This is a genomic window from Microbacterium sp. 20-116, assembly GCF_041079415.1.
Classification (GTDB): Bacteria; Actinomycetota; Actinomycetes; order Actinomycetales; family Microbacteriaceae; genus Microbacterium.
In genome coordinates this window covers 27,341-53,626 of record NZ_JBFYGP010000002.1, presented here as the reverse complement: position 1 = coordinate 53,626, position 26,286 = coordinate 27,341, and the positions used below count along the sequence as shown (strand labels likewise).

General features: G+C 71.2%; 24 protein-coding genes. 11 read left to right on the top strand and 13 right to left on the bottom strand.

Going from position 1 to position 26,286, the window contains the following annotated elements:
- Positions 1-6 precede the first annotated feature (6 nt).
- A complete protein-coding gene (locus tag AB6V29_RS04265; protein ID WP_210072869.1) occupies positions 7-492 on the bottom strand; it encodes a glutathione peroxidase in 486 nt (161 codons plus the stop codon).
- Between the two features lie 253 nt (positions 493-745).
- Here AB6V29_RS04265 and AB6V29_RS04260 point away from each other — a divergent pair, with 253 nt between their 5' ends.
- Together AB6V29_RS04260 and AB6V29_RS04255 are read left to right on the top strand one after the other, a co-directional pair.
- Positions 746-1,906: an ROK family protein gene (locus AB6V29_RS04260; RefSeq protein ID WP_369357229.1), complete on the top strand. Its 1,161-nt coding sequence runs from the start codon at positions 746-748 to the stop codon at positions 1,904-1,906.
- A gap of 63 nt (positions 1,907-1,969) precedes the next feature.
- Positions 1,970-3,217 (top strand): D-arabinono-1,4-lactone oxidase, encoded by a 1,248-nt coding sequence (locus AB6V29_RS04255; protein WP_369357227.1) that lies wholly within the window; start codon positions 1,970-1,972, stop codon positions 3,215-3,217.
- Between the two features lie 598 nt (positions 3,218-3,815).
- Here the strand turns inward: AB6V29_RS04255 and AB6V29_RS04250 are convergent.
- Positions 3,816-4,544: an SDR family oxidoreductase gene (locus AB6V29_RS04250; RefSeq protein WP_307313228.1), complete on the bottom strand. Its 729-nt coding sequence runs from the start codon at positions 4,542-4,544 to the stop codon at positions 3,816-3,818.
- A 234-nt stretch (positions 4,545-4,778) separates the two neighbouring features.
- On the opposite strand from AB6V29_RS04250, the gene AB6V29_RS04245 reads away from it, so the two are divergent.
- From AB6V29_RS04245 to AB6V29_RS04225, 5 genes are all read left to right on the top strand, one after another.
- The gene (locus AB6V29_RS04245) at positions 4,779-5,468 is read left to right on the top strand and encodes a nucleoside/nucleotide kinase family protein (protein ID WP_369357225.1); all 690 of its coding nucleotides are present in this window, start codon (positions 4,779-4,781) and stop codon (positions 5,466-5,468) included.
- Entirely contained in the window at positions 5,465-6,241 is a 777-nt protein-coding gene (locus tag AB6V29_RS04240) for an ATP-binding cassette domain-containing protein (protein WP_103205786.1), read from the top strand. The genes AB6V29_RS04245 and AB6V29_RS04240 overlap by 4 nt, the downstream gene beginning before the upstream one ends.
- A complete protein-coding gene (locus AB6V29_RS04235; protein ID WP_210072861.1) occupies positions 6,238-7,323 on the top strand; it encodes an ABC transporter permease in 1,086 nt (361 codons plus the stop codon). The genes AB6V29_RS04240 and AB6V29_RS04235 overlap by 4 nt, the downstream gene beginning before the upstream one ends.
- Positions 7,324-7,385: 62 nt before the next feature.
- Positions 7,386-8,372, top strand: coding sequence for an ABC transporter substrate-binding protein (locus AB6V29_RS04230; RefSeq protein ID WP_267788154.1), 987 nt, complete (start codon positions 7,386-7,388; stop codon positions 8,370-8,372).
- A 127-nt stretch (positions 8,373-8,499) separates the two neighbouring features.
- The gene (locus tag AB6V29_RS04225) at positions 8,500-9,960 is read left to right on the top strand and encodes a mannitol dehydrogenase family protein (protein WP_307313236.1); all 1,461 of its coding nucleotides are present in this window, start codon (positions 8,500-8,502) and stop codon (positions 9,958-9,960) included.
- A 31-nt stretch (positions 9,961-9,991) separates the two neighbouring features.
- Here the strand turns inward: AB6V29_RS04225 and AB6V29_RS04220 are convergent, their stop codons facing one another.
- The 7 genes from AB6V29_RS04220 to AB6V29_RS04190 form a co-directional block, all read right to left on the bottom strand.
- On the bottom strand, positions 9,992-11,128 hold the full coding sequence (locus AB6V29_RS04220) for an alpha/beta hydrolase family protein (RefSeq protein ID WP_369357222.1): 1,137 nt from the start codon (positions 11,126-11,128) through the stop codon (positions 9,992-9,994).
- Positions 11,125-12,051: a hypothetical protein gene (locus tag AB6V29_RS04215; protein ID WP_369357221.1), complete on the bottom strand. Its 927-nt coding sequence runs from the start codon at positions 12,049-12,051 to the stop codon at positions 11,125-11,127. Before AB6V29_RS04215 ends, AB6V29_RS04220 begins: the two co-directional genes overlap by 4 nt.
- The gene (locus AB6V29_RS04210) at positions 12,045-12,506 is read right to left on the bottom strand and encodes a hypothetical protein (RefSeq protein WP_210072850.1); all 462 of its coding nucleotides are present in this window, start codon (positions 12,504-12,506) and stop codon (positions 12,045-12,047) included. The genes AB6V29_RS04215 and AB6V29_RS04210 overlap by 7 nt, the downstream gene beginning before the upstream one ends.
- Positions 12,507-12,528: 22 nt before the next feature.
- On the bottom strand, positions 12,529-13,056 hold the full coding sequence (locus tag AB6V29_RS04205; protein ID WP_309668522.1) for a hypothetical protein: 528 nt from the start codon (positions 13,054-13,056) through the stop codon (positions 12,529-12,531).
- Positions 13,057-13,500: 444 nt separating this feature from the next.
- Positions 13,501-14,472, bottom strand: a complete 972-nt coding sequence (locus tag AB6V29_RS04200; RefSeq protein ID WP_307317839.1) for a LacI family DNA-binding transcriptional regulator — start codon at positions 14,470-14,472, stop codon at positions 13,501-13,503.
- A 162-nt stretch (positions 14,473-14,634) separates the two neighbouring features.
- Entirely contained in the window at positions 14,635-15,522 is an 888-nt protein-coding gene (locus tag AB6V29_RS04195; protein ID WP_210072843.1) for a hypothetical protein, read from the bottom strand.
- A gap of 49 nt (positions 15,523-15,571) precedes the next feature.
- Positions 15,572-16,924: an FGGY family carbohydrate kinase gene (locus tag AB6V29_RS04190; protein ID WP_369357218.1), complete on the bottom strand. Its 1,353-nt coding sequence runs from the start codon at positions 16,922-16,924 to the stop codon at positions 15,572-15,574.
- Positions 16,925-17,025: 101 nt separating this feature from the next.
- Between AB6V29_RS04190 and AB6V29_RS04185 the strand changes: the two genes are divergently transcribed.
- Complete coding sequence (locus AB6V29_RS04185) at positions 17,026-18,240, top strand: HAD-IA family hydrolase (protein WP_369357216.1); 1,215 nt, start codon at positions 17,026-17,028, stop codon at positions 18,238-18,240.
- Positions 18,241-18,317: 77 nt separating this feature from the next.
- Here AB6V29_RS04185 and AB6V29_RS04180 read toward each other — a convergent pair whose 3' ends face one another.
- Positions 18,318-18,845 carry a hypothetical protein gene (locus AB6V29_RS04180; RefSeq protein ID WP_369357215.1) on the bottom strand — a complete coding sequence of 176 codons (528 nt, stop codon included), beginning with the start codon at positions 18,843-18,845 and terminating at the stop codon, positions 18,318-18,320.
- Positions 18,846-19,065: 220 nt separating this feature from the next.
- Between AB6V29_RS04180 and AB6V29_RS04175 the strand changes: the two genes are divergently transcribed.
- From AB6V29_RS04175 to AB6V29_RS04165, 3 genes are all read left to right on the top strand, one after another.
- A complete protein-coding gene (locus AB6V29_RS04175) occupies positions 19,066-19,602 on the top strand; it encodes an RNA polymerase sigma factor (RefSeq protein WP_267788163.1) in 537 nt (178 codons plus the stop codon).
- Positions 19,599-20,180, top strand: coding sequence for a hypothetical protein (locus tag AB6V29_RS04170; RefSeq protein WP_210072834.1), 582 nt, complete (start codon positions 19,599-19,601; stop codon positions 20,178-20,180). Before AB6V29_RS04175 ends, AB6V29_RS04170 begins: the two co-directional genes overlap by 4 nt.
- A gap of 154 nt (positions 20,181-20,334) precedes the next feature.
- Positions 20,335-21,435 carry an NAD(P)-dependent alcohol dehydrogenase gene (locus AB6V29_RS04165; protein ID WP_210072832.1) on the top strand — a complete coding sequence of 367 codons (1,101 nt, stop codon included), beginning with the start codon at positions 20,335-20,337 and terminating at the stop codon, positions 21,433-21,435.
- A gap of 37 nt (positions 21,436-21,472) precedes the next feature.
- Here the strand turns inward: AB6V29_RS04165 and AB6V29_RS04160 are convergent, their stop codons facing one another.
- The 3 genes from AB6V29_RS04160 to AB6V29_RS04150 are packed head-to-tail and all read right to left on the bottom strand — an operon-like array spanning position 21,473 to position 26,182.
- Positions 21,473-24,283, bottom strand: coding sequence for an FAD-binding and (Fe-S)-binding domain-containing protein (locus AB6V29_RS04160; RefSeq protein WP_369357212.1), 2,811 nt, complete (start codon positions 24,281-24,283; stop codon positions 21,473-21,475).
- 31 nt (positions 24,284-24,314) lie between these two features.
- Positions 24,315-25,313 carry a 1-phosphofructokinase family hexose kinase gene (locus AB6V29_RS04155; protein ID WP_267788166.1) on the bottom strand — a complete coding sequence of 333 codons (999 nt, stop codon included), beginning with the start codon at positions 25,311-25,313 and terminating at the stop codon, positions 24,315-24,317.
- Positions 25,310-26,182, bottom strand: a complete 873-nt coding sequence (locus AB6V29_RS04150; protein ID WP_369357210.1) for a class II fructose-bisphosphate aldolase — start codon at positions 26,180-26,182, stop codon at positions 25,310-25,312. The genes AB6V29_RS04155 and AB6V29_RS04150 overlap by 4 nt, the downstream gene beginning before the upstream one ends.
- Between the last annotated feature and the right edge of the window lie 104 nt (positions 26,183-26,286).

Below are 26,286 nucleotides of genomic sequence, written 5' to 3'. Positions count from 1 at the left end.
TCCCGCTCAGCGCGGGAGCGCGTCTTCGATCGCGGCGACGACCTCGGGGGCGTCGGGCTGCGTACGCGGGCTGAAGCGGGTCACGCGCCCGTCGGGGGCGACGACGAACTTCTCGAAGTTCCACGATATGCGGCCGGTCTTGCCCTCGGCATCCGGGGTCGAGGTCAGCTCCTTGTAGAGCGGATGGGCGTTGCGCCCGTTGATCTTCACCTTCTCCGACATCGGGAACGTCACGCCCCACGTCGCGGAGCAGTACTCGGCGATCTTGTCGTCGTCGCTGAGCTCCTGCAGGAACTGGTTGCTGGGGAAGCCGATGACCGTGAAGCCGCGGTCGCCGTACTGCTTGTGCAGCGCCTCGAGGGTTTCGTACTGACCCGCGAGACCACAGCGCGAAGCGACGTTCACCACCAGGGCGGCCTTGCCGTCGGTCAACGCGCCGAAGGTCGTCTGCTCGCCACGGATGGTCGTGATCGGGATGCCGGAGAGGTCCATGCTCCGATCCTGGCACCGTCCGCTTTGCCCGGGGTGGGAATCCCGGCGCCCGGCGCGCCGATCCGGAGCAGCGCCCCGGGCGGCGCCCCGCACCAGGCCTCGCCCCGCGCATAAACGCGATCCGCGCGCGGAAACACGTGGACACCGCGTTTCTGCGAGCGGATCGCGTTTCTGCCGAATCGGCGCGGAGCCGAGGCTCGGCCGGAGTGGCGCGCAGCCGCACCGCGGCGTTCGCCCATGGCACAGTGGTCCCATGGTCATCGCGGGCAGCCGGGGCGACGGCATGCGCCGCGCCAACCTCGCGCTCGTGCTGCGCACGGTGCATCGCGAGGGCCCCCGCTCCCGCGCCGCCCTCACCGAGGCGACGGGACTCAACCGCTCGACCATCGCCGACCTCGTGGGCGAATTGCAGCGCGCGGGACTCGTCGTCGAGCGCGCGTCCGACGCCCAGGGCCGGGTCGGCCGACCGTCGCCCATCGTGACGCCGGACCCCCGTGTCGTCGCCCTCGCGGTCAACCCCGAGGTCGACGCGCTCGACGTCGGCGCGATCAGCCTGGACGGCACCATCGTCGTGCGGGAACGCATCGAGCAGACTGCCCTGCTGACCCCGAGGCGCGTCGCCGAACTCGTCGCAGATCGTCTGTCGGCGTGGCACCGCGGACCGCTCGCGGACACCCGGATCGTCGGGGTGGGCGCCGCCGTCCCCGGGCCGGTCCGCGCGTCGGACGGCGTCGTCCGCGAGGCGCCCCACCTCGGCTGGATCGAGGCGCGGATCGGCGTCATGCTCGCCGACGCCACCGGCTTCCGCGCCCACGTTGGCAACGACGCGGCCCTCGGCGCCCTCGCCGAGTACCTCTTCGGGGCCGCGCGCGGCGCGCACGACGTCGTCTACCTCAACGGCGGAGCGAGCGGCATCGGCGGCGCGGTGATCGTCGGCGGCGTCCCGCTCGGCGGCGAGGGCGGGTACGCCGGGGAGTTCGGCCAGAACCGGCCCGGCATCGCCGACACGGCCGATCGGCGCGCACCCGACGGCGTGCTCGAGGACGAGGTCAGCCGCGCCTTCCTGCTCGCGGCCGTGGGCCTCGAGGGCGGTGACGATGCAGCCCTGGCTGCCGCCCTGGCATCCACCACCGACCCCGCCGCTCATGCTGAAGTCGCCCGGCAGCGGCGCATCCTCGCGACGGCGCTCGCGAACGCCGCCAACGTGTTGAACCCGGCGGTGATCGTGCTGGGCGGGTTCCTTGCGGTCCTGGCCGCTCGCGACCTCGACGCCCTCGACGCTGCCGTGCGCGCCCAGACCGTCCCGGCCTGCGCCGAGGGTCTGCGCCTCGCCGTCGCCGAGCTGGGCGAGGACCGCCTGCTCGTGGGCGCGGCCGAGGCGGTGTTCGAGGCGCAGCTCTTCCCGGGACGCTGAGCGCTGCGGCGAACACGTCGGCGTACCGGCCCCGATGTCGGCGGCGCGGTGCAAGATGGAGGCGTGACCCAACGACGTGACGCCGGCTCCACCTGGTCGGGCAACCACCGCTACCGCGCGACCGAAGTGCTGCTGCCCGGCGACGTCGACGAGCTCGCCGAGGTGGTGGCATCCGCCCCCACTCTGCGCGTACAGGCCACGCGGCACACCTTCAACGACGTGGCCGACTCCGATGCGTCCCTGGTGTCGCTCGAACGCCTCCCGACGCGGGTCGAGATGGTGGGCGACCGCGTGCGCGTCGAGGGACTCGTCACCTTCGCGCAACTCGCGCCCGTCATCGAGGCCGAGGGGCGGGCGCTGCACAACCTCGGTTCGCTCCCCCACATCTCGATCGTGGGGGCCACCGCCACCGGCACCCACGGCTCGGGCGTGCGCAACGGAAACCTCTCCAGCGCCCTCCGCGCCGTCGAGATCATGGATGCCGACGGCCGCACGCACCGTATCGATCACACGCACGAGTGGTTCGGCGCCGCCGCCCTCAGCCTCGGCGCCCTCGGCGTCGTCACCGCCGTCGAGCTGCAGACCGAACCCACGTACGAGGTCACGCAGCAGGCCTACACCGGCGTCGCCTGGGAAGACATCGTCGGAGACATCGAGGGGGTGTTCGGCGGCTCGCGCAGCGTGAGCGTCTTCACGACCTGGGGCGATCCCGAGCACGACCTCGTGTGGGCGAAGAGCGACGATGGCGCGCCGTCGTGGGTCGAGGAGATCGGCGGCCGAGCCGTCGGCGACGACATCCACCTCGGCCGCATCCGCACGGTCGACAACACCACCCCGCGTGGCACGCCCGGCCCGTGGCACACGCGCCTTCCGCACTTCCGTGCCGACGCCCTGCCGAGCGACGGCGACGAGATCCAGAGCGAGTACTTCGTGCCCCTTGCCTCCGCGCGCGAGGCCCTGGCGGCCGTGCGAGCCCTCGCCTCGACGTTCGACGATCAGCTGCTCGTGACCGAGCTGCGCACGGTCGCGGCCGACGAGCTGTGGCTGAGCCCGGCGTACCAGCGCGATGTCATGGTCATCCACTTCACGTGGCGCAACGACACCGACGGCGTCCTGGCGGTGCTCCCCGCGATCGAGCAGGCGCTCGCACCCTTCGACGCCCGCCCGCACTGGGGCAAGGCGTTTACGATGCCCGGCGAGCGGATCCTGTCGACCCTCCCCCGCTCGGACGACTTCCTCGCGGTGGCGCGAGAGATCGACCCGCGCGGTGTCTTCCGTAACGACTACCTGCGGCGGGCTCTGGGCTTGTAGCCCGGAACGGGCCCGCGCAAGCTCAGCGATCCGTACAAAGTCAGCCCCGAGGCCTGAAACCCGACTGAGTTCGCGCAAATCCCCGAGGATGCGCAACACCCGCACTCGGTGTCCGCACCCACTCATCAACCCACACAAAGTCAGCCGCAAGGCCCGAAACCCGACTGAGCTCACGCAAATCCCAGAGGATGCGCAACACCCGCACTCGGTGTCCGCACACACTCAGCAATCCGCACAAAGTCAGCCCCGAGGCCTGAAACCCGACTGAGCTCGTGCAAATCCCAGAGGATGCGCAACACCCACACTCGGCGCCCGCACACACTCAGCAATCCGCACAAAATCAGCAACCCACACAAAATCAGCCGCAAGGCCCGAAACCCGACTGAGCTCACGCAAATCCCAGAGGATGCGCAACACCCACACTCGGCGCCCGCACACACTCAGCAATCCGCACACACTCAGCAACCCACACAAAATCAGCCCCCAAGGCCGGAAACCCGACTGAGTTTGCGCAAATCCCGGAGGATACGCGACGCGCCCGCCCCGAACCGCGAAAGCGACGCCGCCCACCGCGGCGCCGCCTGCGTGGCATCCGGGATCAGCGGCTGGAGTAGCCGCCGTCGATGGGGAGCGAGACGCCCGAGATCATGCCGGCACCGTCGCCGAGCAAGAACACGATGGGGGCGGCGATGTCGTCCTCGGTGGCCCACTTGTGCAGCGGCATCGCTTCGAGGAAGGGACCCTCGATGTCGGGGCGCCCCCAGTACCAGGCCGACATGGGGGTCATGACGACCGTCGGGTTCACGCTGTTGACGCGGATGCCGTAGCCGCCGAGCTCGAGGGCCGAGACGCGCGTGATGTTGTCGAGGGCGGCCTTCGACGAGCCGTACGAGATGTGGCCGGTGAGGGCGACGAGGCTGGCCTGGCTCGAGACGTTGACGATCGCGCCGCCCTTGCCGACGCGGATCATCTCGCGCGAGGCGTACTTGGTGACCAGCAGTGAGCCGCGCGCGTTGATGCGCATGACCTTGTCGAACACGTCGATGTCGGTCTCCATCGGCGTGGCGATCTCGCCGCCCCAGCCGCCGCAGTTGACGACGCCGTACAGGTCTCGTCCCTCGATCGCGGTGCGGATCTGCTCCTCCGACTCGAGGTCGAAGACGACGGGCTCGGCTCCGGTCTCGGCGGAGATCGCAGTGACGCTGTCGGCGTCGCGACCGGCGGCGAGCACCGTCGCTCCGGCGGCGACGAGATGGCGGACGGTCGCTCCGCCGATGCCGCCGCCGGCTCCGGTGACGAGGATGGTGCGATCGGTGAATTCGGTCATGGAGGGCTCTTTCGAAGGTCCTGGAGGCGAGGACGACGGCGATGTCGTCGCGGCCCATGATAACCACAGAATCACGCGGATGACTTCGGTGTCATGACGAATTGATCACGGGTGTTGACACCGGTGTCACGGTGGGCTTAGCGTAACCGGAGTTCGACCGGCGATCGCTCGCCGGAACCGCTTCATCGACGCAGCACACTCGACGTGCGGCGTCCCCGGAAGGACCACACCGCCGTGACCCCCACCTCGGAGAACGCCGCGCCGACCACGGCCGCAGCCGTGCACCTCGACGACCTTGTCGAGCGTGCACGGCAGCTGGTGGCCACCGGCGAGCGTCGCGTGCTGGGTCTGTGCGGAACGCCCGGCGCGGGCAAGTCCACCGTGAGCGACGCCCTTCTCGCCGCTCTCGGCGACGACGCGGTCCTGGTCGGCATGGACGGCTTTCACCTCGCCAACGAGGAACTCCTCCGGCTCGGCCGACGCGACCGCAAGGGTGCGCCCGACACCTTCGACGTCGATGGCTACGTCGCCCTGCTCGATCGCATCCGCGCCGGTCACGCCGTGTACGCCCCGCGCTTCGACCGCGGACTCGAGGAGTCCATCGGCTCGGCGGTCTTCGTGCCCGCCGACGTGCCGCTCATCATCACCGAGGGCAACTACCTCCTGCACGACGAGTTCGGGTGGGATGCCGTGGCTCCCCGCCTCGACGAGGTGTGGTTCCTCGACATCGAGGCGCACGCCCGCCGCGAGCGACTCATCGCCCGCCGTCTCTCCCACGACCACCCCCACGACGAGGCCGTCGCCTGGGTCCGCGAGGTCGATGAGCGCAACGCGCTCGTCGTCGAACGCGGACGCCACCGCGCCGACCTGATCGTGACCGTCTCCGATGCCCCCGTCGGTCTCCACGAAGGAGCTTCCTCATGAGCACCACCACGACCGTGCCCGTGCTGCAGGCGCGCGGCCTGTCGCGTCAGTTCGGATCCGTCCGCGCCCTCAACAACGTGGACTTCGAGGTCTACCCCGGTGAGGTCACCGCTCTCATCGGCGACAACGGCGCCGGCAAATCGACCCTCGTGAAGGCCCTGTCGGGCAACCTCGCGGTCGATGAGGGCGAGATCCTCTTCGACGGCAAGCCGATCGACATGTCGAACCCGCAGATCGCCTCGAGCCTCGGCATCGAGACGGTGTATCAGGACCTCGCTCTCGCTCCCCACCTCGACCCCGTGCAGAACATGTACCTCGGCCGCGAGATCCGCCGCCCCGGTGTGGCGGGGGCCCTGGGCTTCATGAAGACCAAGGACATGGCGAAGGCCTCCCGCGCGGCGTTCGACGAGCTCGGCGCCACGGTGCGTTCCCTCACCTCGCCCGTCGGCGAGATGTCGGGCGGTCAGCGTCAGGCGATCGCGATCGCCCGCGCCGTCCACTGGGCCTCGCGGGTGGTGTTCCTCGACGAACCGACCGCGGCACTCGGTGTGCGCCAGACCAAGAACGTCCTCGAGACCATCCGACGCGTCCGCGACAAGGGCATCGCCGTCGTCTTCATCTCGCACTCGATGCCGCACGTCATCGACGTGTCGGACCGCATCCAGGTGCTGCGCCTGGGCACCCGGGTCGCGAACGTCGACGCCAAGAACACCTCCATGGAAGAACTCGTCGGGCTCATGACCGGCGCCGTCACGAAGGACGACCAGAAGTGAGCCTCAAGACTCCCCCCACCGAGACCGTCGCGATCGGCACGTTCGACGACAACAAGAAGACGAACCCCGTCGTCGCAGCCCTGCGGACCCAGGCGTTCCAGATCCTCCTGGTGCTGCTGGCGATCATCATCGTCTTCAGCATCATCGCTCCCGATTCGTTCGCGCAGTGGTCGAACTTCCGCCTCATCATCCAGAACGCCTCGATCCTCGCCGTGCTCGCGGTGGGCATGACCTACGTGATCATCACGGCCGGCATCGATCTCTCCGTCGGCTCGGTACTGGTGTTCTCCGGCGTCGTCTCGGCGCTCGCCATGAGGGCGATGGGCGGTGAGGGCTGGGGCGTCGCGACCGTCGGAATCATCGTCGCCGTCCTCAGCGGCGTGTGCTGGGGCCTGTTCAACGGCTTCCTCATCGCGAAGGCGAAGATCCCGCCGCTCATCGTGACCCTGGGTTCGCTCGGCATGGCCCTCGGTCTCGCGCAGATCCTCACCGGCGGCGTCGACATCCGCGACGTCCCCACCGTCCTCACCGTCTCGATCGGCTACGGCAACGTCTTCGGCTCCGTCCCGATCATCAGCGTCATCGCGCTGGTCGTCGTCCTGATCGGCGCGGTCGTGCTGCACTTCACGCGCTTCGGTCTCTACACGCTGGCGGTGGGCTCGAGCGAGATCGCCGCCCGACGGGTCGGCGTGAAGGTCGACGCCCAGCTCATCAAGATCTACACGATCTCGGGCGCCCTGGCGGGGCTCGGCGGCATCCTGTCGCTCTCGCAGTTCTCGACCACCGCGATCGCGGGTCAGTCGCAGACGAACCTGAATGTAATCGCCGCCGTCGTGATCGGCGGAACGTCGCTCTTCGGCGGCGTCGGCACGATCATGGGCACGGTCGTCGGCCTGTTCATCCCCGCGGTACTGCAGAACGGCTTCGTCATCACCGGCGTGCAGCCCTTCTGGCAGCAGGTCGCGGTGGGCGCCGTGCTGATCGCGGCGGTCTACGTCGACCAGGTCCGCCGGACGGCCGCGACCCGCGGTAATTCGCAGGGCCTCTGGCGCAAGTTCCTCAGCGGAGGCCGGCGCGGCTGAACCGCTGCAGCATCCCTTCCCTCTCAACCCCTTACCAACCCGAACAAAGAACGGTGAACACAATGAAGTGGAACAACAAGGCGACCGCCCTGACGGTCTTCGGTGTGGCGGCGACCCTGACCCTCGCGGGCTGCTCGGGCGGCTCCGCCTCGGGCGGTGCGTCCGGCGGTGCCGACGGCTACAAGATCGCGTTCGTGCAGGGCGTCGCCGGAGATGAGTTCTACATCTCCATGCAGTGCGGCATCCAGTCCGAAGCCGCCAAGGAAGGCGCCACCGTCACCACCCAGGGCCCCGAGAAGTTCGACCCCACCCTGCAGAAGCCCATCGTCGACGCCGTCGTCGCCTCCAAGCCCGACGCCCTTCTCATCGCCCCGACCGACGTCTCGGCCATGCAGGCGCCGATCGCCGCAGCCGAGGCCGCGGGCATCAAGGTCGTCCTCGTCGATACCACCCTCGAAGACCCCTCCGGAGCCGTGTCGCAGATCTCCTCCGACAACCAGGGCGGCGGCGCCGCAGCCTTCGAGGCGATCCAGAAGGCGAACCCCAACGGCGGCAAGGTCCTCGTCGTCTCCACCGACCCCGGCGTCTCCACCACCGACGCCCGCGCCCAGGGCTTCGAAGACGCCGTCAAGAAGGACTCGAAGTTCGAATCCGTCGGCGTGCAGTACTCGCACAACGAGCCCTCCACCGCCGCCGAGATCGTCACCGCCGCCCTCCAGAAGGACCCCGACATCGTCGGCATCTTCGCCGCGAACCTGTTCGCCGCCGAGGGAAGCGCCACCGGCGTGCAGCAGGCCGGCAAGCAGGGCTCCGTCACCATCGTCGGCTTCGACGCCGGCCCCGCCCAGGTCAAGGCCCTCGAAGCCGGCACCGTCCAGGCCCTCGTCGCCCAGGAGCCCGCCACCATCGGCGAAGACGGCGTCAAGCAGGCCATCGCCGCCCTCAAGGGCGAAACCACCGAAGCCAAGATTCAGACCGGCTTCACCATCCTCACCAAAGACAACATCACCACCGACGGCAAGGACGCGGTCTACAAGTCCAGCTGCTGACGTCTGATCCCGGATGCCGGGACCCGGAGCGACTGCCCGGGTCCCGGCATCCACACTTCTGATCTCGGTCTGGGGCGGGTTCCGCACCAGACCCGCTCGCCCCCTTTCCCGACACACGGAGCCCCGCATGACCGACCTCACCGCCGCCGCCCTCCCCTCCCTCGCGGCAAACGTCTCCGTTCCGACGTACGACAGGTCGGCCGTGCGCCCGCGCATCGTGCACTTCGGTGTGGGCGGCTTCCACCGGGCGCACGAGGCCATGTACCTCGACCGACTGCTCGAAGCCGGCCACACCGAATGGGGTCTGTGCGGAGTCGGGGTCCTGTCGGTCGATGCGGCCATGCGCGACGCGCTCGCTGCGCAAGACGACCTCTACACGCTCGTCACCACCGCGCCCGACAGCACCTCTGCTGCGCGCGTCGTCGGATCGATCGTCGAGTATCTCTTCGTGCCCGACGACCCCGAGGCCGTCGCCGCCAAGCTCGCCGATCCCGACACCGCGATCGTCTCGCTCACCATCACCGAGGGCGGGTACGGCGTCGACGATGCGACGGGCGAGTACGCGCCGCGCGACGAGGCGACCCTCGCCGATCTCGACGGCGCCGTCCCTCCCCGCAGCGTCATGGGCCTGCTCACCGAGGGTCTTCGTCGGCGGCGGGATGCCGGCATCCCGGCCTTCACCGTGATGTCGTGCGACAACATCCAGGGCAACGGACGCGTGGCCCGCGCCGCCCTCCGCGGCTTCGCCGAGCGTCTCGACCCCGAGCTGGGTCGCTGGATCTCCAAGAACGTGTCGTTCCCGAACTCGATGGTCGATCGCATCACCCCGGTCACCACCGACGAGACGCGCGCCGCGGTCGCCGAGGAGTTCGGCATCCGGGACCGCTGGCCCGTGAGAAGCGAGTCGTTCGAGCAGTGGGTGCTCGAAGACGCCTTTCCCGCCGGCCGACCGCCGTTCGACGAGGTCGGTGTGCAACTCGTCGACGACGTCGAGCCCTACGAGCTGATGAAGCTGCGGCTGCTCAACGCCTCGCACCAGGCGATGAGCTATCTCGGGATCCTGTCGGGGGCGCACTACGTGCACGAGGTGTGCACCGACCCGCTGTTCGTCGACTTCCTGCGGGGGTACATGCACGAGGAAGCGATCCCGACGCTCCGACCCGTGCCGGGCATCGACCTCGACGCGTACTGCGACCAGCTCCTCGCCCGCTTCGGCAGCGAGGCGATCCGCGACACCCTCGCGCGTCAGGTCGTGGACGGCTCCGACCGCCTGCCCAAGTTCCTGCTGCCCGTCGTCCGCGAACAGCTCGCCTCGGGCGGGAGCATCGATCACTGCGCCCTCGTGCTCGCGGGGTGGAGCGTGTTCCTCGAGGGCCGCACCGAGACGGGCGAGGAGACTCCCGCCGTCGACAGCCGCCTCAACGAGCTCCGCGCGATCGTCACCGATGATCCCGCGGCGCTCCTCGACTACGCTCCGGTGTTCGGTGACCTCGGTCGCGACGCCCGTCTGCGCGAGGCCTACCTGTCGGCCCGCGCGTCGCTCGCCGAGCGCGGCGCCCGCGGCGCGATCGCCGCGCTGACGGCCTGATCACCGCGCACGAGTCGCCGGGTCCCGCCCCTCAGTCGCGGGTGAGGCCCCGCAGGAATTCGGCGATCGCGTCGTGGAAGCGCGCGGGGTCCTGGTTCGCCTCGTTGCAGTGACCGGTCGCGTCGAACGCGACGAGCTCGGCACCCGGATGCCGTTTCACGTAGGCGAGCGACCCGCTCACCGGCACCACCGGGTCGCGGAGGCTGTGCACGATCAGCGTGGGCACCCGGGGTGCCGGACGCGGCCCGTCGACCCAGTTGAGCGCCGGAGCGTCCACCGCTTCGATCAGTCCCAGCGCCTTCGCGCCGAGGCTGCTGCCGAGGATGCGCATCGACGCGCCGGCGACCGAGCGCGGGAGGCGAGCACCCGCGACGGCGTTCTCGACGACGCGCGTCCAGTCGAGGGCGGGGGCGACGAGCACGAGGGCCGTGACCCGGTCGCGGTGCGCCGACTGCTCGAGCGCGAGCATCGCGATCGTCCCGCCCATCGACCACGCGACCAGCACGATCTCCCGCGCTCCCTGCTCGATCGCATAAGAGATCGCATCGTCGACATCGCGCCACTCGCGCGTGCCGAGCGTCGAGGGGAGGGAGTCCGCGGGGGCGCACTCCTCGTCGCCGGCGTACGACACGACGAGCGACATCCAGCCCGCCTCCACGGCCGCCGGGGCGGAGCGCAGAGCGCCGTTGCGGCTCGAGCGCAGGCCGTGCACATGGATCGTCCATCGGCCGTCCGTGCTCTCGCGGTCGCCGATCTCCCAGGCCTCCGCGACACCGCCGCGGCGCAGGGGCACGGAGACATGGCGGGTGGGGCCGACCTCTTCGGGGGCGCCGATGCTCTGCGAGGTCCAGGTGGCGACGGCATCCCCGTCTTCGAGCCCGTCCGGCCGCGACGCGAGCGCACGCATGACACGGTCCCTCTCGATGCGGAGCGGCTCGCCCACGACGACGTGCCGGCCGTCGTCGAGCCACAGACCGTAGGTTCCCGGCTCGCGGCTCTCCGGCGTGGCGGGCACGGTGACGGTGTCGCCCGCGAGCGTGATCGGGGCGTAGACCTTCGGCGCCTTGGGCGCGATGAGGCGGCGGGCGACGTAGCCGGCGAGGGCCGTGTGGGCGACGGCGACGGTCGCGGCGGCGACGCCGGTTCCGACGGCGAGGGAACGGATCATGAACGGGCTCCGGTGGTTCGGCGGGTCAGGTGGGCGTCGATGTCGTCGAGCAGGGCGCGCTGCGCGGGGGCGAGCGGCGTCGAGGTGGCGATCGCGTCGTCCTCGACGGCGACACGCAGGGCGTGCAGGCGCGTGTCGGTGACGGCGTCCGCGGGGAGCCCCGGGAACGAGTGCACACCGCGTTCGCGCGCGATCGGCTCGAGCCGCGCGAGCAGGTCCTCGCCCCGTCGACGGATCTTCGTCGTCGTGCGGGATGCCACGAAGATGCCCACCACGAACGACACGACGCCGAGGTAGAACAGGGGGTCGAACAGTGCGCTGACCACGGCGTCGGGCTCGAAGAAACGCGTCAGCGTGAGATCGAGGATCTCGCTCAGGCACCCGAGCACGATCCCGACGGCCCCGACGCGGAAGAACACGCGCGTTCTCGGCAGCGACCCGCGGGCCGAGCGCAACAGCAGCAGGCCGACGAGGGCGATGCCCGCCATGTGCAGCACCCCGTACGCCCAGGCCCCGGTGGAGGTCACCGCCAAGTCCTCGAGGAAGCGGAACGAGGACGTCCCGCGCTCGGGCATCGCGACGAAGAAGACGACGGCGAAGAGGGCGGCGAGCAACCCGGGGAACCCCCACCGCAGCGTGCGGATGCGCGCCGTCACCGGAGCGGTTCCGGCCTGGATGCCGAGCCACAGCGCCACCATCGTGAGCACGTTCTGCACGAGCTTGAGGACGTTCGTGCCGCCGAGCAGGCCGTCGAGAAGGCCGAGCGGGATGATCGTGCCCTGGGTGAGCAGGGCGATCGAGCCGACGAGTGCGGCAAGCCAGGCGATGCGCGCTCGGGGCTGACGCCAGGCGACCCGCGCCCGCAGCACGACCACGAGCAGCAGGCCCGCGAGCGCCGCGTCGATGAGCATCACGGTCACCACGACGACTCGGCCACCCTCGGCGAGGCGTACAGCAGACGGGCGATGCGGTGCGCGACGTGCTCGGCGACCAGCTCCGCCTCGTACTCGGGCGTGGTCAGTCGCGGGTTGTCGTGAGGCGAGACCGACGAGCGCTCGTGCAGGGCTCCCGAGCAGTGCGCGTCGTCGAGCAGATGCCCCAGTTCGTGGGAGGCGGCGAACTGGCTGTAGATCACGGCATCCGAGGCTCGAACGTGGATGCTGCCCTCGCGCCGGTCGGCGAAATAGGTGAGGAAGCCGGTCAGCGTCCCCCACCCCGTGGTGTCGACCTCTCGCACGACGCGCAGGCGGATCTCCAGTGCCCGCTCCACCGCGTGGACGACCTCGTCGAAGGTCATTCCGGGGGTCAGGCCGGCACGCTGAAGCGCGTGTTCCACGCGCGCGTGCACGCGATCGAGCGTCTCGTCCGTCTCCGTCATCCCCGTCCCCCCTTACGGCCGATCATGTCGCGGGCGGCCTCCCGCGCAGGGAGTGGGCGATCGCGCGGAGGGCGTCGGGCGACATCTCCCCCAGGGCGCGGAACTGGATGCTGCTGGCTCCGGCTTCGCGCATGGCGTCGCGCAACTCGAGCTCGGCATCGGTGCGGTCGGTGACGGCGTCGTCGGTGTAGTCGGTGAGGTACTCGGTGGGGACGTCGGCCCACTGCGTGATGAGGCGAAGCACCTCCTCGTCGAGCACGACCGTGTTGGTGGCCGCGGCCAGCAGGGCCCGGGCGCTCTCGGCCGACGCGGGATCGATCTCGTCGAGGTGATCGACGAGATCGCTCTCGCGAGCCGCCTGGCTGGCGACGAGCCGGCGGACTCGCGCGGCGAGCGGGCCCGCGGGAACCCGCATCTCGACCCGCGGAGCCGACTCGGGGTTCGCGACCTCTTCGGGGGACACCCCGAGGGCGGCGGCGAGCGCTTCGATGTCGTTGGTGTTGTAGGGCAGCGAGAAGCCGGCACGCGACTGGTAATAGCTCTTCGTCATTCCGGCGCGACTGATCAACTCACCCACCGTCAGGCCTTTCGCCCGACGCAGGCGGTCCACATTCGCCACCACTCGACGGGAGTACCGCGAGGGTGGTCCGACGGCGCCGCGACCCACGTTTCGATCGTAGACGCCCTCGACCGCCACCGGATGATCGTATTTACGACCCGAGGCCGGGTGCTATTTACGAAGCCCTGTGCTTGTATGGATGAAGACCGCACGCGAGGCGTCCGTGGGGGAACCCTCGCGTGCGAGAGGTCGGAAGAGGCTTTCCGGTCCGTCGGCGATGGGCGCGGCACCATTGGGGGGTGCCGCGCCCGTTCGCTCTCCGGTTCGGGGCAGAGCGTCGCCCAGCCGGGCGAGACCCCGCGAGAGTCGCCGAGAGGTGTCGTCTCCGAGACCGTCCGGGTGGCGGTCACCGCACCCCTTAGTCGCGGGAGCGCCTCACAGCGCGCAGGACTCTCGTTCGATGAGCGACACGTCGATCACCGTCAGCTCATCGAGGCCGAGACCGGCGTCGGGCTGGAGGCGCGCGAAGACGCGCTCGGCCGCCAGCGCACCGATACGGCGCGGATCCTGGTCCACCACCGTGACCGACGGGGTCAGGGTGTCGGCCATCGGGAAATCGCCGAAGCCGACGAACGGCATCGCCTGCCCGCGCAGCACGTGCACGAGGGCCATCGACGAGCGGGCGTTCGCGGAGAACACGGCGGTGGGCGGGTCCGAGAGCGCGCGCAGGCGTTCGAGGGCGGATGCCGCGGACTCACGGTCCGACACCTGCGAGGCGATGAGCTGCTCATCGACGTCGACCCCGGCTTCGCGCAGCGCTCGCCGCCAGCCCTCGACGCGCTTGGTCTCGGTCGAGAGGTGCACCATGTCGCCGACGTAGGCGATGCGGCGGTGACCGTGCGAGAGCAGATGGGCCGTGGCCGCGTGCGCGCCGGCTTCGTCGTTCTCGGTGAAGGTGTCGGTGTGAAGGCCCACCGGGGCGCGGTCGACGAACACGATCGGGGTGTGCCCGCGCCAGCGCTCGAGCCAGGAGTGGTCGGTGCCGACCGGCGCGATGACGAGGCCCGTGAGCTGACGGCCGAGGAGGGACTCGAGGGCGGGCCGCTCGTCGGCCGGGTCTTCGCCGAGGCTGGTCACGAGGGTCGAAAGCCCCCGGCGTCGCGCGGTGTCCTCGACGGAGCGCGCGATCGCGGCGAAGAACGGGTCGACGACATCGGGAACGGCCACCCCGATGACCGAGGCGCGCCCCGCGCGGAAGGTCGTCGCGAGAGCGTTGGGCACATAGTTGAGCTCGCGCATCGCGGCCTCGACGAGGGCGCGGGTGTCGGGCAGCACGTGGGGGTCGTCGTTGAAGACGCGCGACACGGTCTTGGTGCTCACCCCGGCGCGCAGGGCGACATCGCGCATGGTGGTCACGAGGCACCTCCGGGATAGGGGTTCGGACGGGGGGCTGCTCCGACAGGCCACCCTATCCGGCGGCGGGTGGAACCCGCCCGCCCGGGCCCGCGACGACGCTCCCCCGCGTGCACCCGCGGGCAGCTCGCCGCGTCCCGGGCGGGCGTGGTCACGTCAGCGGCCGTCGACCGCGTCGGCGAGCTCGCGCAGGCGCGGCAGGGCACGACCGGTGAGCAGCTCCTCGCGACGGTCGGCGTCGATCGAGAGGCTGTCCTTCCACAGCGACCGGCCGGCCATCGCACCCGAGGCGCCGTTCGCGACGGCGGTGCGCACCTGTTCGATGAAGGTCTCGTGATCGACGCCGGCCGACAGCACCGCCCACGGCACGCCCTGGGCGACCTCGGTCACGCGGGCACTGGCCTCGGCCGAGCCGGGGTACTGCAGCTTGAGGATCTTCGCGCCGCAGGCGACGGCGAGCGCGGCGCCGTCGACGACGAGGTCGGCGAACTTCGCGCGGTACTCCTCGTCGCTCTCGCCCTCGAGCTGGTAGGTCAGCAGCTCGACGATGAGCAGCAGCCCCTCGGCCTCGCACGCGGCGACCAGGTCGCGGATCTCCTGCGCGACGCGGGAGTCGGCATCCTGCTTGTCGGGGCGCGTGTAGTAGAGCATCTTCGCCACGGTGCCGCCCATGTCGCGGACGGTGCGGGGCGTCACACCCGGCACGAAGCGCGTGTACTTCAGCGCGTCCACGGTCTCGAATCCCGAGGCGTCGAGGCCGACGACGAGGCCGGTCTCGCGGTCGAGAACGCCGTCGTCGACGATCTGGGGCAGGGCGACCTCGGGGTCGAGCAGGATCGCGGGGGCGTGGTTGGCGAGGTGGCGCACGAGGTCGGCCTTCACCTCGGCGAGCTCCTCGCGCGTGATCGCTTCGGAGCCGTTCGGGGCGTCCTTGATGGCGGCCTTCATGCCGTTGCGCTGGTCGGCGGCGACGATGAGCATGTGGCCGTCGGCGGTGCTGATCGACTGGAGCGCACGGCGCTCGAGCGTGGTGAGTTCGTTCATGATCTCTCTTCTCTGGGGTCTTCGCGCGCGGGTCCGCGCGGAGGTCTGGTCAGGAGGGGACGGATGCCGAGACGAGGCGCCGCGCCATGTCGGCGGCTCCCCACGCGACGTCCTGCTCGCGGGTGGACAGGGACGGTTTCGGCAGCACCTCGGCGCGGGCGCGGCGGACCGAAGCCATCCCCGCCCAACCGCCGGTCAGGGTGGAGTGGGTGGCAGGAGTGACTTCGCGGTCCATCGCGGCGATGAGCTGGGCGACCTCGTCGTTGCTGTGACGCAGCGCCGCCAGGAAGATCTCGGCGGGTGATGCCTCGGCGTGGAGGGTCAGGCGCAGCACGCCGTCGTCGTTTCGGGCGCCGGTGACCTCGACGGCCCCCGCGGGCAGCTCCCCCTCGAGGGGCAACGCCATGGCCGCGGCGTCGAGGGCATCCCGACCGGCGCGGTCGCTGATGCCGGCGGCGTGCAGGACCCGGCGCAGCAGCAGTCCGGTCTTCACGCCCGCGACGAGCACGTGCTGACCGGGCACGACGTGGCGCACCTCGTTGATGAGCGCGTCCGCCAGGCGCTGACGCGCCGCGAAGCCCAGGGGCGCGTCGAGCACCCGCAGCAACACCTCGGCGGTGCCGAGCGAGACGTGGTAGCCGTCGGCATCCAGGGTCCCATTGGCTTGCGCGGCGACGAGGTGGTCGTGGCCGGCGACCGTGAGGGCGGCCCCGGCGACACGGGAGCCGAAGGCCCCAGATGCCGTGCCCCAGGGCAGTCCGCCCCCGCGCAGCGGCGGCAGGAGGTCGGCGGTGACGCCCAGCGCGTCGAGCATCGCGGGCCAGGCGGCGCCGGAGTCCTGGTCGATGAGGCCGGTGCGCGAGGCGAGCGAGAGCTCGAGGGCGGTGTCGCCCCCGAGTGCCGCGACGACGAACTCCGGAAGGTCGAGCCACCGCAGGCCCGTGAGGTCGGTGCCCTGATCGCGCAGCCACGCGAGCTTGGCGACGCTCACCTGGGCACCGAGCGGCAGACCCGTCCGCCCCGCGAACTCCTCGCGCACCACGGCGGGGAATGCGGCGATCTGCGCGAGCCCGCGCGGGTCGAACCACGCGAAGCCGGGTGCGACGGCCCGGCCTTCGGCGTCGATGAGGATGCCGGTCTCGCCCATGCCCGCGACGGCGAGCGAGGCGAGCGGGGCGGAGGCGAGCGGAGCGAGTTGCGCATCGATCAGAGCGATCAGCGTCCGGATCGCGCCGAGCAGGTCGTCGGCGACGATGTCGGTGGTCCCGCCCTCGCCGACGCGCCACGGCGTGGGCACCTGGACGCCGGCGATCTCGCTGCCGTCGTCGGCGATGACGAGCATCTTGATCGCGGTGCTGCCGAGGTCGAGTCCGCCGTGCAGGCGCGCCGACCTCGAAACCATGTCACCGGTGTCTCGCATGAGCGGCCGTCCTTTCCGGAACTTCTCCGAGTCCCGGAATTTCAAGCATGACACCGGTGACTTGCTACGTCTATGGTGGGGGTATGCCGTCGCCGTGTCAAATACCCGATCTGCTCGCCGTCGTCGTCGCCGGAACCGCCGGCAGCGGCAAGAGCACGCTCGGGCGGGCGATCGCCGAGACCCTGCGCGCGCCGCTCGTCGACCTCGACAGCGTGACCACGCCGCTGCTCGACGCGCTGCCCGAAGAGGTGCTGGGCGCGCACTGGCTCACCTCGCCGCACGCCCCCGCGATCCGCGCCGGGCGCTACGCCGCCCTCCGGGCCACCGCCGCCGACGCCCTGGCCACGGCCGGCCGCGTGGTGGTCGTCGCCCCCTTCACCGCGGAGCTTTCGGGCGGCACCGAGTGGGACGCGCTGGTCGCCGCCCTCGCCCCCGCCGAGCCCCACGTCGTGCACGTCGACGGAGACCCCGCCGTGCTGGCATCCCGTCGCTCCTCGCGCGGGGCCTCTCGCGACGCGCACCGCCCCGACACCGCCCCCGTGGCCCCCTCGATCCCGGTCACCACCGTCGATGCCGAGCTGTCGACGGCGCAGCAGCTGGCCCGCGTCCTGCCGTCGCTGGGTATCCGGCGGCAGATCGATGCGGGCGCCGAGATCTTCACGCGCGAGTTCGACGCCGTGCTCTTCGACCTCGACGGCACGCTGGTGGACTCCACGGCATCCGTGGTGCGGTCATGGCGCCGTTTCGCCGAACACTTCGGTGTGTCCATGAAGGCCCTGCACGCCAATCACGGCCAGCCCGCGCGCACGCTCGTCGGCCTGTTGCTGCCCGCCGAGCGCCACACCGAGGCGCTCGCCCACGTCACCGAGCTAGAGGTGACGGATGCCGTGGGCCTGGCGCCCGTCCGCGGCGCCGCCGTGTTCTTCGCGTCGGTGCCCGCCGAGCGCCGGGCGATCGTGACGTCGGGGTCGGTGCCGATCGCCACCGCCCGACTGGAAGCCGCCGGTTACGAGCGGCCCGCGGTGTTCGTCACGGTCGACGACGTCGAGAACGGCAAGCCTCACCCCGAGCCGTTCCTCACGGCCGCGATGCGCCTCGGTGTCGCCCCGGGGCGCTGCCTCGTCGTCGAGGACGCGCCCGCCGGCATCGTCGCCGCCCGCGCGGCAGGGTGCGCCGTCCTCGCCCTGACCGGCACGACGACCGAGGAGGAGCTGAGTGCCGACCTCGTGGTGGACGGACTGGATGCCGTGCGCCTCGAGGTCGCGGCATCCGGGGCGCTGCGACTGATGCCGGCCTGAGCCGGTGCGAAGAGGCCGCCGTTACGACAGCGACGAGGGCCGGCGGATGACTCCGCCGACCCTCGGATGAGCCGCTGTCAGGAGGCGGCGACGATGATGTCGAACGTGGTGCGCTGTCCGTCGGCGCCGGCGATCCACCCCTTGGTGGTGCCGACCTTCTCGCCGGAGAATGCGGCGTTGAACGAGGCGTCGTCGTCGGTGGCGCCGGTGGTGGCCGCGTCGAACGTGGCCACGGCGTTGTCTTCGGTGCCGCCGGTGCCGGTGAACCTCCCCCCGTTCTCGGTGTCGAGCACGACGATCAGCGACTGACCCGGCGCCAGCGTCACGGGGCCCTTGGCGAGGTCGGCGGGGGTGAGGAACAGCGGGGCGGGCTGACCGTCGAGCACGATGCCCTGTTCGTTGTCGGGGGTCACGTCTTCATCCTGGCTCGGGGTGGGGACACCGTCGATGAAGGTGTCGTCCTGCGGGGCGGGGACGCCGTCGATGAAGGTGCTCTGATCGGAGGCGGGGGTTGCCTGGGCGGCGGCGTAGGCGGCGGCACCGGTGCTGATCAGGCCCACGGCGAGGATCGACGCGGTCACGGCGGTGAGGGTTCGAATGCGCATGAGCTGCACCTTTCGGTCGGTATGCCGCGCCCAGCCCCTGGTGGACGAGTGATGATCGCGGCCTGTACCGAGGGAATGGCCGTGACCGCGATCCGTCTTTCACGATCCGCGAGAAAACTTCCTGGAGGTTTCCTGGGAACGGTCGGCGAGAGCCGAGAGCGCCTGCGGGTGCGCTTCGTCCGCCGTGAAAGAAACCGCCGCGGCCGGACATGATGAAGGTGTGCAGCCTTTCTCTCCGGACCGCTCTCGTGCGTACGAGTCGCTCGTACGCATGCACGGTGACGCCGTTCTGCGATTTTTGCGACGACGCACCGAGCCGCAGACCGCCGAAGACGTCTTCTCCGAGACCATGCTCGTCCTCTGGCGGCGCTTCGACGATGTGCCCGATGAGCCCCTGCCCTGGCTGTATGTCACCGCGCGCAATTGTCTGCGCACCGCCGAACGGTCGACACGGCGCCAGTGGCGCGTCGTCGAGAAGATCACGACCATCGACCCACCCGCCGACGCCGTCGACGCCGGGCCCGAAGAAGATCCCCGAGCGGACTGCCTGCGAAACGCCCTGGCCCGACTCTCCACGACCGACGCGGAAGTGCTGCGCCTGTGGGCATGGGAAGAGCTCGCACCCCCCGAGATCGCGACGGTCCTCGACATCTCCGTCAACGCCGCCACCATCCGCCTGCATCGAGCCAAGAAGAAGCTCAGACAGGAAATGGACCGATCCCACCGACCCACCACCACGAAAGGAGGAGACCGATGAACGACGACGACCTGAGAGCACTGCTCCGCGACGCAGACCCCGGCCGCGGGCAGCAGCCCCTCGATGATGCACGTATCCGGCGCATCGTCGCTGCCGCGGAGCGCGACGGTCTCGGCGGCACCGGCGAACCGGCCCCCCGGCGTCGGCGTCGCCTGTTCGCCGGAGCCTCCATCGGAGCCGCCGCGACCGCTGCCGCCGGCCTGCTCATCGCCGGCCTCGTCGCCACGCCCGCCGTGCAAGCCCCCGGACCCTCCGAGACCTCTGCGTCCTGCGCGCCCACGAGCGTCGAGAGCCTGCGCGACTCCGACACCGCCTACGAGGCCACCGCGATCACCGTCGTCGGCGACGACGTCACCCTCGAGGTGACCCGGGTGTTCGCCGGATCCCCCGGACGCACGCTGACCGTTCCCCAGCAGCACGATCCCGCCAATCCCGACGGCGCAGGTCTGTTCGTGGCCGGAGAGTCATACCTCATCGCCTCCGCCGATGAGTACATCTCCGACTGCGACAGCGGCCCGGCGACAGACGCGCTCCGCCAGATCTACGCCCGGGCATTCCCCTCGCCGACGACGAGGTGACCCGTGTCGCGTCGCGGCATGCCCTCTCACGTCCGTCGGGGGGCCCGGCCGGCCGCAAATGCTACCGGTATCCGTCGTAGACACCAGGGGCCGTTTCTCGTCGGGGGCTTTTCCTACCGTTTGGGGACGCACTCGCCCCGACCTGAGGAAAATCATGTCCCGCAACATCGGCTACGCCACCCCTGACAAGAACACCCCCCTGGCGCCCTTCACCTTCGACCGCCGCGAGGTGGGCCCCGAAGACGTGCGCATCGACATCGCCTACTGCGGCGTCTGCCACTCCGACGTGCACCAGGCGCGCGACGAGTTCGGCGGCGCCCTCGCTACGCTCTGGCCCTGCCTCCCGGGGCACGAGATCGCCGGAACCGTCGCCGAGGTGGGCTCCGCGGTGACCCGTTACGCCGTCGGCGACCGCGTGGGCGTCGGCTGCCTCGTCTATTGGGGCGACGAGTCCCAGCGCGGCGTGGACGAGGAGCAGTACCAGAACCCGCCCGCGATCTTCACGTACAACGGCCAGGATCCCGACACCGGGAACGTCACCCTCGGCGGCTACTCCGACGAGATCGTCGTCAACGAGCACTTCGTGCTGCGCATCCCCGATGCCATCCCGCTCGAGCAGGCGGCTCCGCTGCTGTGCGCGGGGGTCACGACGTGGTCGCCGCTGGCGCACTGGAACATCGGTCCCGGCAGCGTCGTCGCCGTCGCCGGCCTCGGCGGGCTCGGCCACCTCGCCGTGCAGTTGGCGAAGGCGCGCGGCGCCGACCGCGTGATCGCGCTGACCACCAGCCCCGACAAGGCCGACGCCGTGCGGGCCCTCGGCGCCGACGACGTGATCGACATGACCGACGAGGATGCCGTCGAGGCCCACGCCTCGAGCATCGACTTCGTCCTGTCGACCATCCCGACGCCGTTCGACATGAAGCCCTACCTGTCGCTCATCCGCCACGACGGTGCGCTGGTGACGGTCGGCATGCTCGAGCCCATCCACGAGGAGGGCATCGACTTCGGCTTCGTCTCGATGAACCGCATCACGATCGCCGGCTCGCTGATCGGCAGCATCGCCGAGACGCAGGAAGTGCTCGACTTCGCCGCCGAGCACGGCATCGCCGCCGAGGTGAAGGTCATCCCCGTGCAGCAGGTGAACGAGGCCTTCGACGAGATGGTCGCCAACGACATCCGCTTCCGCTTCGTGATCGACAGCAGCACCCTGGATGCCGACCGCGACAGCGCCGCGGAGTTGCCCGCCTCGCAGTGAGCGACGAGAGGGGACGCGCCCGTTCGAGCGCGTCCCCTCACCGCGTCGCCTTCTCCAGCAGCTCCAGCACGTGCACGTACGACTCCCCTGTCGCCTTGGTCATGCCCAGCTCGCAGGTGCGGTTGCACGACGCGAAGGCGTCCGCGCCCCACGCGGCGACCTCCGACGCCTCGGGGGCGGTCGCGGCCTCCGTCAACTCGGGGTGCAGCATGCCGCGGTCCCCCGCGTAGGCACAGCAGCCCCACGCATCGGGAACACGCACCTCGGATGCCACCACCTCGCCGATCGCGCGGAGGGCGGGGTCGATGCCGAGTTGCTTCGAGGAGCACGTCGGGTGCAGCGCCAGGAGCTCCGCCACCGGGGTCGGCGACAGCACGGGCAGCAGCTCGGCGGCGGCGAAGGCCACGGCATCCACCACTCGGATGCCGTCCTCGCGCAGCGTCGCGGCGAACCCCTCGGTGCAGCTGGAGGCATCGCACACCACCGGCAGTGCACCGTCGCGGGTGGCCTCGCGGACGGCGGCACGCACGCGGGCCGACATCGTGGCGTGGCCCTTCGCATAGCCCTTGGACGACCACGGCGTACCGCAGCACAGCGACTCGATACCCTCCGGGACGACAGCGGCGCGGCCGGAACGCTCGAGCAGCAAGACGAAGGCTTCGGTCGCCCCGATACCGTCCGCCGCGCCGAACATGCTGCCCACGCACGCGGGGAGGAACACCGCCGAGGGCTCGACCCCTGAGGCCCCCACGACGCGCCCGAGCGCGCGCCGGGCGGAGCCGCCCCCCGGCAGCTCCGCCGAGTACCGCGGCACCGTGTCGGTGCCGAGCACCGCGCGGGCGGCGTCCGTGGCCGTTCTCACGAGCGGGAGCGGGACCCTGTCGGCGACCGAGAGCGCCACCGACCCGGCCCGGGTCACCGCACCCCACCCCGCCGCCGCGGCCGACCATCCGGCGGCGAGCACGGGATTGGCATCCTCCCGCCGGAAGCGCTTCATAAGCGTCCCGGTGTTGATGAGCACCGGGCACGCCGTCTGGCACATCCCGTCGACGGCGCAGGTCTGCACGCCGTCGTAGTCGTAGTCCTTCTCCAGCTCCGCGACGAGGGCGCCGTCGCCGCGCTCGCGGGCCGCGGTCGAGGCGCGGCGCACCGCGATGCGCTGGCGCGGTGTGAGGGTGAGCGAGCGGCTCGGACACACCGGCTCGCAGTACCCGCACTCCACGCACCGGTCGGCCTCGGGCTCGATCGACACCGGCGCCTTCAGGTGGCGCATGTGCGCGCCGGGGTCGTCGTCGACGATCACGCCCGGATTCAAGATGCCGCGCGGATCGAGCAGACGCTTCAGCCCCACGATCACCTCGTACAGCTCGTCGCCGTACTGCCGGCGCACGTACGGAGCCATCGCCCGACCCGTGCCGTGCTCGGCCTTGAGGTTGCCCCCCGCCTCCAGCACGAGGTCGACCATCGCGTCGGTGAAGCCCTCGAAACGGCCGAGAGCCTTGGCGCCCTCGAACCGGTCGGTGAGCATGAAGTGGATGTTGCCGTCCTTGGCGTGGCCGAAGATGACGCTGTCGGCATAGCCGAAACGCGCGAACAGCTCCTGCAGCCCCTCGCAGGTGTCGGCGAGACGTTCGACCGGCACGACCACGTCTTCGAGCAGAGCCGTCGTGCCGCTCGGCCGGGCACCGGCGACCGAGGCGTACAGGCCCTTGCGGAAGGTCCAGGCCGCGGCGCGTTGCACGGGGTCGCTCGAGAACACGGCCGCGTCGAGCAGGGGCTCCTCGGCGAGCACGCGCGCGCCCGCGCCGGCGAGCTCCCTCAGCGCGAGAGCATCGTCGGCGTGGTACTCCACCAGCAGCGCCGCCTGCGTGGTCGCCTCGAATCCGTGGATGGCGGCGGGCGTCCCGGCCAGACGCTGTCCGACGCGGAGCGAAGTGGCATCCATCAGCTCCAATGTCGCCGCGCCCGTCGCCACCAGCGCCGGCAGGGACCGGGTCGCCGCGTCGAGAGTCGGGAACACCGCGAGGGTGGTGGCGATCGCGAGACGGATCGGCACGGTGCGGAAGGTCGCCTCGGCGACGAACGCGAGCGTCCCCTCCGACCCCACGACCAGATGCGCGAGCAGCGCCGCGGGCGTATCGAAGTCGAGGAAGGCGTTGAGGGCGTAGCCCATGGTGTTCTTCATCGCGAACTGCCGCTCGATGAGGGCGACGCTCGCCGGGTTGCTCACGACCCGCTCCCGCAGACGCATCAAGCCCTCGACGAGAGCCGGCTCACGCTCGCGCAGCAGGGCGTCGGCGTCAGGCTCCGCGGTGTCGACGACGGTCCCCGAGGCCAGCACGAGCACGAGCCCCTCGAGCGTGCGGTACGAGTTCTCGACGGTTCCGCACGCCATGCCGCTGGAGTTGTTCGCGACGACTCCGCCGATGGTGCACGCGGCCTCGCTCGCCGGGTCGGGACCGAGACGGTGGCCGTGCCGCAGCAGCCGCGCGTTGACCTGACGCACGGTCGCCCCGGGCTGCGAGCGCACGCGCCGGCCGCCGTCGAGCACGTCGATGCGCCCGAAGCCCTGGCGCACGTCGACGAGAAGCCCGGTACCCGACGACTGCCCCGACAGGCTCGTGCCGCCGGAGCGGAAGGTCACGGGGGTTCCCGACTCCGTGGCTGCGCGCAGCACCCCGGCGACCTCCGCCGCATCGGCGGCGACGACGACGGCATCCGGGGTCAGCAGATAGTGCGAGGCGTCGTTGGCGTAGGCGACGCGGTCGATCGCGCGCGTGCGGATGCGCGAGACGTCGGCGACGGCCGCGGCGACCTCGGGAGCGATCTCCGGGGTGGCGAGGGTCATGCGTCGTCCTTCGAACGGTGCGGCAGGGACATCACTCCTCGCCCTCCGGGGTGAGGACCCGCGTCAGGTCCGGATCGGTTTCGACGAGAGCCCGGATGCCGTGCGGCGGTCCCGCGACCAGGGTCGAGGCGTGCGCGACGGCGTGCGCTCCCCACTCCGCCGCCGATGCGGCGGCGACGGCGAGGGGGTCGTCTCCCGCGGCGGTGGCGGTGGCTTCGCGCGTCAGCCCGAGGAGGAAGCCGGCGAGGGCGGCATCGCCCGCTCCCGCGGTGTTGGCGACGAAGGGGGCATCGGCCCGCGCGAACACGGCGCGGTCGGCGGTCACGGCGACCAGCCCGTCGGCGCCGAGGCTCGCGAGCACCGTGGTGACACCGCGCTCGACGATCTCCCGGGCGGCGGCGATGACCTCGCCGAGTGTGGCGAGGGGGCGCCCCACCGCGGCGGACAGCTCTTCGGCGTTCGGGGTGAGCAGGTCGATGCCCGCGGGCTCGGCCAGGAGCGCGTCGAGCGCCGGCCCGCTCGTGTCGACCGCGACCCGCGCACCGTGTTCCCCAGCGGCCGCGCGGACGGCTGCCAGCTCGACCAGCTCTTCGGATCCGGAGAGCTTCGGCAGGCTCCCCGAGATCACGAGCCACGTGGCGGTCTGGAGCGCCAGCTCTTCGCGCAGCGCCGCGAGCGTGGCCGCCCAGGCCCCCGACGACAGCGGCGGGGTGGGCGCGTTGACCTTGGTGGTCGCCCCCTCGGCGTCGATGATCGAGGTGTTCACGCGGGTGGCGCCGGGCACTTCGACGATGCGCAGCAGCGGGGCGGTGAGTCCGCACCGGGCGAAGCGCACGTCGTCGGCACCGAGCACGACCACGGCGGCGGTGCGGGCTCCTCCCGCGGCGAGGGCGGCCGAAACGTTGACGCCCTTGCCGCTCACCTCGCGGGTGTAGCTGTCGGCGCGGGCGAAAGCGCCGCGGCGCAGGGTGCCGACGCGGTACGTGGCATCGATCGCCCCCGCGGCGGTCAGCGTGACGATGCCGCTCACGCGCGGATCCCCGCCGCGCCGAAACCTGTGCGGTCGACGCCGGTCGCGACGCGCCCGGTGATGACGTCGAGCAGGCGCCGCACCTCCGCGGCGACCGCCGCGCGCCCCGGGGCGAGCCAGCGGCGGGGGTCGATGGCATCCGGATCCCGCTCGAGCTCGTCGCGCACGGCCGCGGTCAGCACGGTGTTCAGGTGCGTGCCGATGTTGATCTTGCGCATGCCCGCGCGCACGGCACCGTCGATTCCGGCGTCGGCGACCCCGCTGGAGCCGTGCAGGACGAGAGGCACGGGCAGGGCCGCGGCGAGTTCCGCGATGAGGGTCTCATCGAGCAGGGCGCTGCGTTCGCGCATCGCGTGCTCGCTGCCCACGGCCACGGCCAGGGCGTCGACCCCGGTGGCCTCGACGAATCGCGCGGCCTCGGCGACGTCGGTCCGTACGCCCGGGGCGTGGGCGCCCTTGCCGCCGATCTCGCCGAGCTCGGCCTCGACCCAGGCTCCCGCGGCGTGCGCACGGGCGGCGACGGCGGCGGTGCGCTCGAGGTTCTCGGCATCCGTCAGATGGGCGGCGTCGAACATCACCGACCGGATCCCGACCGCCAACGCCTCGGCGACGAGCGGCTCGTCGGTGGCGTGGTCGAGGTGCACGACGACCGGCACGGACGCGGCGTCGGCCAGTCGCAGAGCGGCGGCTCCCGCGGGGCCGATGCCGCCGTGGAACGCGACGGCGTTCTGCGAGAGCTGGAGGATCACGCCCGACCCGGCGGCCTCGGCCCCGGCGACGATGGCCTCGGCGACCTCGAGGGTGATGAAGTTGAAGGCTCCGACCGCGCGGTGCGCGGCGAGCAGTTCGGGCATGTCGGCCAGCGGCACGGCGGTCTCTCTCTCGGGTCGCCCCTCCGCGTGAGGGGTCGTTCTCTGTCGCCTGGGACATCCCGTGGCGACAGTTCTCGGCCCCTCACGACAGGACGAGGGGC

Excerpts from the sequence above, each read along its gene's own strand:
- AB6V29_RS04265 (WP_210072869.1), bottom strand. The coding sequence starts at position 492 with ATGGACCTCTCCGGCATCCCGATCACGACCATCCGTGGCGAGCAGACG.
- AB6V29_RS04260 (WP_369357229.1), top strand. The coding sequence starts at position 746 with ATGGTCATCGCGGGCAGCCGGGGCGACGGCATGCGCCGCGCCAACCTC.
- AB6V29_RS04250 (WP_307313228.1), bottom strand. The coding sequence starts at position 4,544 with ATGACCGAATTCACCGATCGCACCATCCTCGTCACCGGAGCCGGCGGC.
- AB6V29_RS04240 (WP_103205786.1), top strand. The coding sequence starts at position 5,465 with ATGAGCACCACCACGACCGTGCCCGTGCTGCAGGCGCGCGGCCTGTCG.
- AB6V29_RS04230 (WP_267788154.1), top strand. The coding sequence starts at position 7,386 with ATGAAGTGGAACAACAAGGCGACCGCCCTGACGGTCTTCGGTGTGGCG.
- AB6V29_RS04225 (WP_307313236.1), top strand. The coding sequence starts at position 8,500 with ATGACCGACCTCACCGCCGCCGCCCTCCCCTCCCTCGCGGCAAACGTC.
- AB6V29_RS04220 (WP_369357222.1), bottom strand. The coding sequence starts at position 11,128 with ATGATCCGTTCCCTCGCCGTCGGAACCGGCGTCGCCGCCGCGACCGTC.
- AB6V29_RS04210 (WP_210072850.1), bottom strand. The coding sequence starts at position 12,506 with ATGACGGAGACGGACGAGACGCTCGATCGCGTGCACGCGCGCGTGGAA.
- AB6V29_RS04205 (WP_309668522.1), bottom strand. The coding sequence starts at position 13,056 with ATGACGAAGAGCTATTACCAGTCGCGTGCCGGCTTCTCGCTGCCCTAC.
- AB6V29_RS04200 (WP_307317839.1), bottom strand. The coding sequence starts at position 14,472 with ATGCGCGATGTCGCCCTGCGCGCCGGGGTGAGCACCAAGACCGTGTCG.
- AB6V29_RS04195 (WP_210072843.1), bottom strand. The coding sequence starts at position 15,522 with ATGAACGAACTCACCACGCTCGAGCGCCGTGCGCTCCAGTCGATCAGC.
- AB6V29_RS04190 (WP_369357218.1), bottom strand. The coding sequence starts at position 16,924 with ATGGTTTCGAGGTCGGCGCGCCTGCACGGCGGACTCGACCTCGGCAGC.
- AB6V29_RS04185 (WP_369357216.1), top strand. The coding sequence starts at position 17,026 with ATGCCGTCGCCGTGTCAAATACCCGATCTGCTCGCCGTCGTCGTCGCC.
- AB6V29_RS04180 (WP_369357215.1), bottom strand. The coding sequence starts at position 18,845 with ATGCGCATTCGAACCCTCACCGCCGTGACCGCGTCGATCCTCGCCGTG.
- AB6V29_RS04170 (WP_210072834.1), top strand. The coding sequence starts at position 19,599 with ATGAACGACGACGACCTGAGAGCACTGCTCCGCGACGCAGACCCCGGC.
- AB6V29_RS04165 (WP_210072832.1), top strand. The coding sequence starts at position 20,335 with ATGTCCCGCAACATCGGCTACGCCACCCCTGACAAGAACACCCCCCTG.
- AB6V29_RS04160 (WP_369357212.1), bottom strand. The coding sequence starts at position 24,283 with ATGACCCTCGCCACCCCGGAGATCGCTCCCGAGGTCGCCGCGGCCGTC.